Genomic DNA, 11,077 nt, shown 5'->3' on the forward strand with positions numbered 1-11,077 from the left:
TGACTGGGGGGGGGCGGGGGGCGGGGCGCCCCCCCCGCCCCCCCCCCGCCGCCCGCCCCCCCCCCCCCGCGGGGGGGGGGGCCCCGGGGGGGGGGGCGGGCGGGGGGGGGCGGCGGCCGGCCCCAGCAGTCGGGTCAGCCGTTGATGCAGGTGTTACCGAAGGCCGGGTTGAGGATGCTGATGATGCCGATCGAGTTGCCGCAGACGTTGGCCTCGAGGTTGATCGGGATCTGGATCTGGTTGCCGGAGAGCACACCGGGGGAACCGAACGCGACACCGTTCGCGGTCGCGTCGCCCGCGGCAGCGGTGCCGGCACCGGCCAGAACGGCCACAGCGGCGAGTGCGGTGGCGGCGAGGGTGGTACGAATACGCATTGCGTCACTCCTTGTGAGGGCAGCGAACATCCATGTGACGAACACACTCGCACCGATCGAACTCGATGGCAGGCCGGGAACGGCCGAATTGGTCACTCAGAGGGCGTGTCGCCCTCCCGCTCCCCCGGCACCGGCCGCACGGACCCGGACACGCTCACCCATTCCAGCAGGTCCCGGGCCGGTTCGAGCCCCGGTTCGGCCGCCACCGCGCGGTGCAGCAGTCCGAGCGCGAACGCCCTGTCACCTGCCGCCAGTGCGTCCAGCGCCCGGTTGTAGTCGATCCGAGCGGCGTAACGCAGCCGGAACAGCACGCCGAGATCCTCCCGGCAGGACGGACAGCGCAGGCCCTGCGGGTCCGCCGGGACGGCGCACTGCGGGCAGCGCACCTCGATCGGCGGAACCTCGGCGACCTGCCCGCCGATCGGGTGCACGTCGGCCGGGGACACCTCGGACAGGTACACCTCGGACGGTGGTACCTCGGACGGAGTCACGTCGGGCGGAGTCACGTCGGAGTTCATCGCGGACCGGCCTCCTCCGGACGGACCGGGCCGAGCGACTCCGCGAGCGGCTCGCTGCCCAGCTCCCGCTGCGCCTGCGCGTACAGCGCCAGCAGCGCCGAGCTGTGCTGGTTGGCGGCCTCCATGTTGGCCGACTCCACCGCCTCGTCCAGCCCGCGCAGCTCGGCCATGATCCGCTGGGCCAGCGCCGGCGAGACCATGTTCTGGTTGACGTAGACGTTGCACATGGTGAGCATCCGGAAGGTGTGCCCGAGCGAGTCGCACAGTTCGTCGGCCCGCTGGGCTGCGCGCATGGCGCCCTCCCAGTCGGCCGCCTCGCGGCGCAGCCGCAGGTCGGCGGCCACCGAGCGCAGCCGGTCGAGGTCGCTCGGGTCGAGGTGCTTCTCGCAGTAGTGGATGAACAGGCTGAGGTACGCCTCCGAGCCGCGCACCCAGCGCTGTGCCTTCAGCTGGCGCTGGGCCCGCTCCAGCGCCTCGTCCACCGACTGGCCGCGGGTCTGGCCGGCGGCCAGGTCGTCCAGGCTGTCCATGAGGCGCTGCGCCTCGCGCATCTCGGCCTCGGTGAGCTCGCCGCCCCAGCGGTCGGTGAAGGTCTCGATCTGCCGCTGCTGCTCCTCGACCTGGACCTTGAGCTCGGGGTCGAGGGTGACGCGCTCCAGCTTGACGGTCTTCTCGCCGCCGCCCTGGATCCGCACCGACAGGGTGATGGTGCGGTCCCGGTCGAGGCCGAAGGACACCTCCACGGGGGTGCGGCCGCCGAGCCCGGCGGGCAGCCGCAGGGTCAGGTGGCCGATCAGCTCGTTCTGCTGGGCGATCTCGTGCTCGCCCTCGTAGACCGCGATCTCCAGCCGCTGGCGGCCGCTGCCGGAGACCACGAACTCCCGGCTGACCGGCGAACTGGTCGGGTAACTGGTGTTCTTGGGGATGATGACGGCCAGCCGGCCGTCGTTGAGCTCGATGCCGAGGTTCTTCGGGGTGATGTCGAACGGGTTGGTGACCTGCATCAGCTCGCCGCAGCCCTGGCAGGCCTCGCTGCCCGGCGGGTTGACCACGCCGCAGGCGGCGCAGCGCAGGCCGACGTCCTCGGCGGCGGTCGAGGCGACCCTGGTCTGCCCGGGCGCGGCGGAGTTGAGCGCCTCGCCGCACAGTTCGCAGGCGGTGACGCCGGGGGCGGCGGGGGTGCCGCAGCGCGGACAGTTGTCGCTGCGCACGGCGGTGGCCGCCTGGGACTGCGCCGGGATGGCCGCGCCGGCGGCCGAACCGCCCAGCTCCTGGCCGCACTTGGGGCAGGCGGCGGCCTCGGCGTCGACCGGGAGGTGGCAGCCGGTGCAGGAAACCCGGGGCCCACCGAGCAGCGTGGTGGCGCAGTTGGCGCAGTTGGAGGCGGAGAGGTCGCCGGGGGCCCGGCACTCGGGGCACTCCACCTCGCCGACCAGCGCGGACTGCACGGCCGCGCCGAGCGCCACGCACTGCATCGGGTTGACGCCGCGCCGGATCCTGCGCGGCCCGAAGACCTCGCCGAGCCGCCGGGCCACCAGCGGGATCGCGGTGGAGCCGCCGACCAGCACCACCTCGTCGATGTCCCCGACGGTGAGGTTGGCCTGCATGATGGCCTTGTGGGTCAGCTCGATGGTGCGCTCGATCTGGGCCTCGATCAGCTCCTCGAAGCGGGCCCGTTCGAACTCCGTCTCCAGCACCAGCTGGCCGGCGCCGAGGCCGGGCAGGATCACCTCGGAGGCCTCCTGGTGGGAGAGCTCGATCTTGATGGTCTCGGCCGTGGAGGCGATCTTGGGGCGGTCCCGCAGGTCGGGCTGGTAGTCCGCGCCGTACTCCTCGCGGATGTCCTCCAGCAGTGCGGTGGTGATGGCCCGGTCGAAGTCGTCGCCGCCGAGCAGGTTGTCGCCCTCGATGCCGAGCACCGAGACCGAGCCGGGCACCAGCAGCAGGATGGAGATGTCGAAGGTGCCGCCGCCGAGGTCGTAGACCAGGACGGTCCGGCCCTCGTCGCCGGCCTCGGAGGTGATCCCGTAGGCGAGCGCGGCGGCGGTCGGCTCGTTGATGATCCGCAGCACGTGCAGGCCGGCCATCCGGCCCGCCTCCTGGGTGGCGGCGACCTGCCGTTCGCCGAAGTACGCGGGGACGGTGATGACGGCCCGGTGGAAGGGCTCGCCGAAGCGCTGCTCGGCGTCCTCCTTGAGGCGGTGCAGGATGATCGCGGAGATCTCGATCGGGGTGTAGGAGCGGCCGTTGAACCAGACGTTGACGTCGCCGTCGGTGCCGGCCGTGACCTTGTAGTCGACCTCCTTGAGGGCCGCCTGGACCTGCGGGTCCTTGAACTTGCGGCCCATGAAGCGCTTGACCGAGCGGATCACGTTGACGCCGTCGATGGCGACCCGGCTGCGCGCCGTGGAGCCGACCAGCAGTTCGCCCTTGCGGCCGCTGCCGACCACGGAGGGCGTGGCCTCCTGGTTCTGCCGGTTGAAGATGATCTCCGGCTCGCCCCGGCGCAGGTGGGCCACCACCGAGTTGGTGGTGCCCAGGTCGATGCCGAGTGTGCGGTACATGTCGTTCCCCTCTTGCCCCTCGTGGTCCTGGCTACTTCTTCCGCTTGCGCCGGCCGCCCGCGGCCGTTCCCTTCCGGCGGGCCCGGGGCGGGGCCGCCGTGGCCCGGGCGGCGGGGTTCACCGGCGCGGCGGCGGGTTCGGCGCCAACGTCCTCGCCCTCGGCCTCCGTGGGCCCGGTATCGTCGCCCCCGGCTTCCGTGGGCTCAAGGTCCGGCGCCGCGGCCCCCTCCGGTACGGGCTCCAGGGCCCGCTCGACGTCCTCCGCGAGGACCGGCTCCCCCACCGGGGCGGGCTCGGGCACCGCGGCGACGACGACCTGGGCGCGGCGCAGCACCTCCTCCTCCCAGAAGAACCCGGTGACCACCGTCCGGACGACCGTCTCCGGCGCCACCCCGGGACGCGGCTCGGTGCCGACGATCTCGGTCAGCGCCGGGTCCGCCGCCAGCCCCTCCAGCCGCATCGGGCGCACCCCGGCCTTGGCGAGCCGGCCGAGCAGCCGCCGGCGGGTGGCCTCGATCCCGGTGCCGCGTCCGAGCAGCACCAGCTCCCGGTCCAGGCCGAGCGCGGCGAGGGCGTCGTCCACCTCGACCAGGATGCCCAGCAGGTCCCGCTGGGTGGCCCGGGCGGTCTGCGCCTCCTCGGCCCGCAGGCGCTGCAGGAGGGAGGCCCGGTACAGCAGTTGGCTGAACGCCTGGTCGAGGTCGACCTCCAGGGCGCGCTGCGGGACGTCCAGCGGCCGGTGGCCGTCGGGCGCGGGAGCGGTCGGCGTGTCGGTCATTCGGGTACCTCGATCTGCGGCAGCACGGACAGGTCGGCCGCGTAGCGGGCGGGGACGGGCGGTTCGGGGTCGGCGCCGCCGGGGGCGGGTTCGGCGAAGTCGGCCGCCGCCTCGGCCCGGTGCAGCACCAGGAGGGCGGCGGCGGGCGGCAGCGGCGGGCGTTCGACGACCAGCAGCGGTTCGGCGAGGGCGGGCGCCAGCAGGTCGGCAGCCTGGTCGACCGGCTCCGGCGGCAGGGGGCGCTGGAGGTCCAGCTCCAGCCGCCGGTCGGGGTTGCGCAGCAGGGCGGCGGCGTCCTGGATCTGCTGGCGGGTGTAGCGGCCGGCCTTCATCGCCGGGCCGACGGCGAGGTTGATCTCGCGCACGCCGGCCGTGAGCGCAACGCCCAGGACCTCGTACGGCGACGGTTCGTGCAGTGGCATGGCGGGCGGCTTCTCTCCTCACGGCTGACGGTGACTCAGGGACAGGCTGTGGCTCGTGGATTGGCTGCGGCTCGGGATTGGCTGCGGCTGCGGATCAGGGATGGGCGCATGGGCTACGACGACGGCGGCGGCTCCGCGGTTGCCGTCAGCGCAGTGCGCCGATCCTCCGTTGCAGGGCACGCAGGTCGCGGTCGTCCGGGTTGTACTCGACAGCCTTGCCGATCAGCGAGCGGGCCTCCCGGAACTGGCGCAGGTTGGCCTGGCCGACGGCGTAGGAGCTGTAGACGACGCTGAGTTCGACGTGCAGCTTGGCGACGTCCTCCGGGGTGCGGGAGAGCGCGAGCGCCTCCTCCAGCAGCCGGATCGCGTCGCGGTAGCGGTGGGCCTCGTAGTGGCCGATGGCCTCGCCGCGCCAGACGCTGACCATCAGGCGGCGGATCTCGGCCGAGTCGTCGTAGGACCTGGCCTTCTGGAGCATGGCGGCCTGGGTGGTGAACGGGCTGTCCTGGAGGTTGTCCAGCATGTGGTTGGCCAGCATCACGGCGACCCGGCGCGGGGCCTCCTCCTCGGTGTCGCCGTCCCATTCCGGGTCGGCGCGCAGGGCTTCCGCCATCCGGGCGACGGCGAGGGCGCGGTGGTCCGCGAAGGCGGCGATGCGGGAGAGGTGGCGCAGGACGAAGGCGAGGCCGAGCCGGTGGTCCGGGTCGGGGTTGAGCGTGATCAGCTCCCGCCACGCGTCGGCGGCCTCCTCCAGTTCCGCTTCGGGGGCGTCGGGGCGGCTGAGCTGGCCGGCCCGGTTGCCGAGGGCGGCCTCCAGGAAGTGGACGGCGGTCGGGTCGCCGGGGGCGAGTTCCATGCTCTTGCGCAGCAGGACCAGGGCGCGGGGGTAGTCCTTGGCCTCGTTGTTGATCTTGCGGGCCCACTGGGCGTAGGTGGCTCCGAGGTCGCCGCGCACCTCGGGGTGGCCGGGGGCCAGCGCGAGGGCCTTCTCCAGGAGTTCGGTGGCGCCCGCCTGGTCGTCGTCGCTGCTCTTGAGCAGGGCGCGGGCGGCCCGGACGCCGCACTCGGCGGCGATCGCGGGCGCGTCGGCGGGCAGGACGGCGCCGGGCACGGCCCGGGCGCGGGTGAGGCAGTCCAGGGCCTCGCGCCAGTCCTGGTTGCGGTGGTGCTCGCGGGCCTCGCTGACCAGGCTCTCGCCGAGCAGGTCCCGCCAGCCCGTTCCGCGTTCGGCCTCGGGCACCGCGTCCAGGGCGCCGACGGCGGCTGCCTGGCGGCCCTGGAGGAGCAGGTAGCGCTGCGGGCCGAGGTCGCCGAACAGGCCGAGGGCCCTGGTCAGCGGGTGCCCGTCGGGGGTTTCCGGTCGCCGCCAGGCCCGTACGGCCTCGTCGAACCCGGCTGCCCAGGCGGCGAGTTCGGGCTCCTGGCGGAGCAGCCGGTCGAGCGCGGGGCCGAGGGCGAGGCGCCGGGCGGGGCGGCCGGGCAGGGTGATCCGGACGTCCTCCTGGGCGAAGGCGTCGGCGCTGTGCGCCTCCATGCCGAGGCGCAGGGTCCAGGCGGTGACCTCGTCGCCGGTGCGGCCGGCGGCCCGGTCCAGGGCGCGCAGGTCCTCGCGGAGGCGGTCGGTGAGCGCGCTGCGGGCGGTGGACATCCGCTGCGGTTCGGCCGGGCGGCCGGTGATCCGGGCGGACTCCGCCCACAGGTCGGGCTGGTGCAGGGCGGCGACCAGGCAGCCGAGCGTCCAGGTCCAGATCCGCTCGTCCGGGCCTTCCGGGCCCGCCTGGAGGGAGACCGCGAGCCGGTAGCCGGCCAGGCCGAGCGCGTGCAGCAGCCGGGGGTGGGCCGGGTCCTTGAGCAGCAGGGCGTGGTAGCCGTCCCAGGCCTCGCGGTGGCGGCCCTCGACGGCGTGCTGGTGGGCCTCGTGCTCGGCGAGCAGGACGAGCGCGGCGGCGGCCTGCGGCCGGCCCGGGGCGAGGGTGAGGGCCTGGCGCAGGTCGCCGGCCGCGCGTCCGGGCTCGCCGGCGTCGAGGGCGGCGCCGGCCCGGCGGATCAGGACGGCGCCGCGCGCGGCGTCGGCGTCCGCCGGCAGGTCGGCCAACGCCTCGTCCAGTCGGCCGAGTTCGGCCCGCAACAGGGCGAGGTCCAGCCGTACGGGCGCGGCGGCGGGGCTGTCGCCGAGGGCCTGCGCCCAGGCGGCGAGGACGGGTTCGGCCTGCTCGGGCACCCCGGCCCGGCGGGCGCAGTCCAGGACGGCGCGCAGCGCGGGGCCGGTGCAGCGTACGCAGCGTGGCGAGGCGGCGTCGGCGGGTCGGTGCAGGTGGGCGGCGCAGGCCTCCCGGCCGCAGCCGGCGCAGGTGCCGGTGGCGGGGACGGGACAGACGGCGCAGTCGGCCGTCGCGGGCGGGGGCTGCGGCGGTTCGGGGGCCTGGCCGGCGGTCAGGAAGTGGCGGTACCAGTCCAGTGCGGCGGCCCAGTTGCCGGCCCGTTCGGCGAGCAGCGCCCGCAGCCGGGCGAGGGCCGGGTCGCCGGCCGGGTCGGGGGCGAGCGGGGCGAGCAGGGCGATGGTCTGGACCGGACGGCCGGTCAGCAGGGCGGCGGCGGCCAGGTGGTAGCGGTCGCGCGGCCCGGTGGCGGCGTCGAGCAGGGTGCCCAGCGGTTCGGTGGAGCCTGCGGCCAGGGCGAGGGCGGCGCGCAGCCGGGCCTGCCGGTGGGTGACGGAGCCGGGCAGGGTGTCGGCGAGGGCGAGTGCGGCGGCGGCCCGCTCGCGCGGTTCGGGCCGGTCACGGCCGGTGATCAGGAGGTGCGCGGCCTCGCGCAGGGCGGCCTCGCGCAGCGCGGCCCGGTAGCCGGGGGCGGCCGGGTGGTCGGCGGCGGCCTGCTGCCAGAGCTCCCGGGCGGCCACCGGGTCGTCGGCCAGCCGGGTGCGGGCGAGCCGGTCGCGGGCCAGGGCCTGGCGTTCGCGCAGGTCCTCGTCGTGCAGCGGCTCCCAGCGGGCCAGGGCGCCGGCCGGGTCGTCGGTGCGGGCGAGGGCCAGACCGTGGTGGAAGGCGGCGATCCGGGCCCAGCGGGAGTCCGGTTCGACGTCGGCCTCGGCGCCGAGGACGGGCGCGGCCTCGGCGGCCTGCCCGGCGGCGAGCAGGGCCGCGCCGAGCCGGACCCGGGCGGGGCGCCAGTCGGGGGCGAGGCCGAGGCCGGTGCGGTAGTCGGCGGCCGCCTCGGCGGGGCGCGCGGCCCGTTCGTGCACCAGGGCGAGGCCGAACCGGGCCGGGGCGAAGGAGGGTTGGACGGTCAGGGCGGCGGTGAACTGGTCCCGGGCCTGCTCGTCGGCGCCGAGCAGCAGGGCGAGCCGGCCGAGGGCGTAGCGGGGGCGGGGGTCGCCGGGGGTCTCGGTGGCGGCGGCCGCGAGGTCGGACCAGGCGGCGTCGGTGGCGCCGAGCCGCTGCCGGGCCAGGCCCCGGAAGAGCAGGCTCTCGGTGCGCAGCGCCGGGCCGCGCCCCCACGGGGAGGGCTCGCCGGGGCCGCGGCGCAGCGCCTCGTCGAAGGCGGCGACGGCGGGTTCGTCCCGGTGCAGGGTGAACAGCTGGGCGCCCCAGCGGAACCAGAGTTCGCCGCTGCCGCCGGGGGCGGACGCGGCGAGCAGGGTCTCGGCCTCGGCGGCGCGGTCGGTGTCGCGCAGCAGGGCGGCCCGGGCCAGGACCGGCCAGTCCCGGCCGGGCAGTGCGGCCAGCGACCGGGTGGTGGCGCTCTCGCGCTGCCCGGGGGAGCCCTCGCGACAGAGCCGCTGGAGCCAGTCCGTGGCGCGGGCGGCGGCCGCGGCCTCCTCGCCGGGTTCGGCGCCGTCGGCGGTGGCCTGGAGGAAGGCGAGCAGCGGCCCGAGGTCGCCGTCGGGGGCGGATATCCGCTCCTCGGCGAGGCGGTGCAGGCTCCACCGGGGCAGTTGCCGGGCCGGGTCGGCGAGCAGCGGGAAGGCCTCGCGGTGCAGGGCGAGGGTGGCCTGCTGGTCGCCGGTGGGGACGGTGGCCTCGGCCTGGCCGAGCAGGGCGAGGCCGCGTTGCGGGCGCAGTTCCTCGGGGCCGGCGGCGAGCCGTTGGGCGAGGCGCGCGTAGCGGCGCCGGGCCTGCGGGGCCTTGCCGGCGGCGAGCCGTTCGGCGGCCGTGGCCAGGGCCTTGGCCACGGCCTGGGCGTCCAGGCTCCGTCGGCGGCGGGCCAGTACGACGGCTGCCGCACCGGCCAGTGCCACCACGATCAGCAGCACCGCGAGCTGCACCATGCCCCGTCCCCCTGCGCTTGGAAATACGCCGATCGATGATCAACACAAGGTGTGTGATCATGAGTTGACGCCGTTTCGATGTTGATCGGGCGCCCATCAGAATAGGCCCTCCACCGGACAGACGAACAGAATTGAGCACTATCCTGGGCGACGCAGCGGAAGCGGTGTGAGAACCACCGCGCGGGAACCGGCCCGAGGCCGGGTCGTGGCGAACAGGCCAACAGGGTCCAGTCGGGGGATGCGTGTCCGAGTCGCGTTGGGTGCCCGGGCTCCGGTTCGGGCCGGAGTTCGACCCCGAGCAGTACGAACTCCTGGAATTCCACCACCGGGGCGGCGAGGCCGAGGTGTGGCGGGCGGTGCGGACCGGCCACAGCGGGCTCAAGGAACTCGTCGCCGCGAAGATCATGCTGGAGCGCGACCCCTCCGAGGTGCGGCGCTGGCTCGGCCGCTGGGACGACGTCTCGCACAACGCCCACCGCCTGGGCGTGAACGACCTGGTGGTGCCCAGCTTCCTGCTCGGCCCCTCCCCGCACCGGCCCGGCGCCGCGCCCTCCGCCGGGCTGCTCGGCTACCAGATCTCCCCCTGGGTCGAGGGCGTGCCGCTGCACACCTGGGCCCGCACCCAGCGCGGCGGCCCGGCGGCGGTGGCCGAGGTGCTGGCCCGGCTCTGCCGGATCGTCGACGAACTGCACCGCAAACGCTGGGTGCACCGCGACATCTCCCCCGCCAACGTCCTGGTGGACGCCCAGAACCAGGTCAAGCTGATCGACCTGACCTTCCTGGCCCCGCTCGACCACACCCTCACCGTCGCGGTGTTCACCCCCGGGCACGTCCCGCCGGAGGCCGAGCAGGTCGGCGGCTTCCCCACCACCGCCAAGGACCTGTTCGCGGTCGGCACCCTCGCCCGCACCCTGCTGCTGCCCGACCACGGCCGGCTCGACCACCGGCTCGCCGCCGAACAGGCCCGCGCCGAACTCCTCGCCGCCGGCTACGGCGAGGACCTGGCGCGCTGGGCCTGCGAACCGCTCGCCCGCGAACCGGACCGCCGCCCCTCCCCGCTCGGCCCCTGGGTGGGCCGCGGCCGCGAACTCCTGCGCTCCCGCCGGCCGGTGGCGCGCACCGCGGGCCTGGCCGTCCTGCCCGACCGGGCCGGCCGGCCGCTGCTGGTCACCGGCGGCGCCGACGGCACCGCACTGGCCGGCCCAGGACACCACGGGCAGCGCCTGCCGGCCGGCCAGGGGCCCGGCCCGGTCAGGGAGTTGCTGGCCGGCTGGGCCGGACACCAGGGCGAACTGGTGGTCTGCGCCGAGGACCGCGGCGGGACGCTCTGGGTCGGCACCTCGGCCGGCTGGTGGGAGGCCGCGCGCGGCGTCAGCGGGCTCGCCGGGGCGGTCAACTCCGCCGGGGAGATGACGGTCTGGACGGCGGCCGGCGGCGCCCTGCGCTCCTACCGCTGGGCACCCGGCCTCACCCTCACCGGCCAGGAGCTGCCCGGCTGCCCGGCCGACCGGGTGCTCGCCGCCCTGGAGGAACGGGCCGGGTCCTGGCTGGTCCTGGTCGAGCACCGGGAGCAGGTGCTGAGCTGGCGACCGGGCTCGGCCGAGCGCCCCGCCCCGCTGGGGCCGCCCGGCGCCCTGCGCGCCGGGGCGCTGGCCCGCACCTCCGCCGGACCGCAGGCCGCCACGCTGCGCCCGGACGGCTCCGTCCAGCTGCACACCCTCGACACGGCCGGCCCGGCCCCCGAGATCGGCGACGGCGAGCCCTCCCTCGGCGTCGCGATGGCCGGCCACCGGGGCGGCCCGACGGTGGCGCTGGCCGGCGCGGGCGGCGTCCGGCTGCGGCTGCCGGCCGGCGGCGCCTCCCGGCGGCCGCGCTGGTGGCGGCCGACGCTGCGCCCGGCCACCCGGGTCGCGCTCGCGATGGGCGAGGACTGGCGGCTGTGCCTGGCCGCGGTCGTGGAGGGCGAGTTGCAGTGCTGGCAGGAGGACGCGGCGTACCGGTGGCAGGCGGTGGCGCTGCCCGAGCAGGGCTGAAGCGGGGCTTCGCGGGGCTGAACGGAACGCGCCGGGGGCCGCGGAACGGGTGGGGGGGGGGGGGCGCCGCGGGGGGGGCGCCGCCTCAGGGGGGGGGGGGGGCCGCGGCGGTGGGGGGGGC

7 protein-coding genes are annotated in these 11,077 nt (G+C 76.2%); 1 reads left to right on the forward strand and 6 read right to left on the reverse strand.

Features of this window, described 5'->3' with window-relative positions:
• Positions 1 to 134 precede the first annotated feature (134 nt).
• The 6 genes from ACFV6D_RS28440 to ACFV6D_RS28465 form a co-directional block, all read right to left on the reverse strand.
• Positions 135 to 374, reverse strand: a complete 240-nt coding sequence (locus tag ACFV6D_RS28440; RefSeq protein WP_063346586.1) for a chaplin — start codon at positions 372 to 374, stop codon at positions 135 to 137.
• A 92-nt stretch (positions 375 to 466) separates the two neighbouring features.
• Positions 467 to 892 (reverse strand): hypothetical protein, encoded by a 426-nt coding sequence (locus ACFV6D_RS28445; RefSeq protein ID WP_380561602.1) that lies wholly within the window; start codon positions 890 to 892, stop codon positions 467 to 469.
• Complete coding sequence (locus ACFV6D_RS28450; RefSeq protein ID WP_380561604.1) at positions 889 to 3,456, reverse strand: Hsp70 family protein; 2,568 nt, start codon at positions 3,454 to 3,456, stop codon at positions 889 to 891. Before ACFV6D_RS28450 ends, ACFV6D_RS28445 begins: the two co-directional genes overlap by 4 nt.
• Before the next feature lie 31 nt (positions 3,457 to 3,487).
• A complete protein-coding gene (locus ACFV6D_RS28455) occupies positions 3,488 to 4,234 on the reverse strand; it encodes a nucleotide exchange factor GrpE (protein ID WP_380561606.1) in 747 nt (248 codons plus the stop codon).
• Entirely contained in the window at positions 4,231 to 4,656 is a 426-nt protein-coding gene (locus tag ACFV6D_RS28460; protein ID WP_063346590.1) for a hypothetical protein, read from the reverse strand. The genes ACFV6D_RS28455 and ACFV6D_RS28460 overlap by 4 nt, the downstream gene beginning before the upstream one ends.
• A gap of 145 nt (positions 4,657 to 4,801) precedes the next feature.
• A complete protein-coding gene (locus ACFV6D_RS28465; protein WP_380561608.1) occupies positions 4,802 to 8,923 on the reverse strand; it encodes a hypothetical protein in 4,122 nt (1,373 codons plus the stop codon).
• 242 nt (positions 8,924 to 9,165) lie between these two features.
• On the opposite strand from ACFV6D_RS28465, the gene ACFV6D_RS28470 reads away from it, so the two are divergent.
• Complete coding sequence (locus ACFV6D_RS28470) at positions 9,166 to 10,956, forward strand: protein kinase (protein WP_380339735.1); 1,791 nt, start codon at positions 9,166 to 9,168, stop codon at positions 10,954 to 10,956.
• Positions 10,957 to 11,077 lie beyond the last annotated feature (121 nt).

It is taken from the genome of Kitasatospora sp. NPDC059812 (assembly GCF_042732075.1).
GTDB lineage: Bacteria > Actinomycetota > Actinomycetes > Streptomycetales > Streptomycetaceae > Kitasatospora.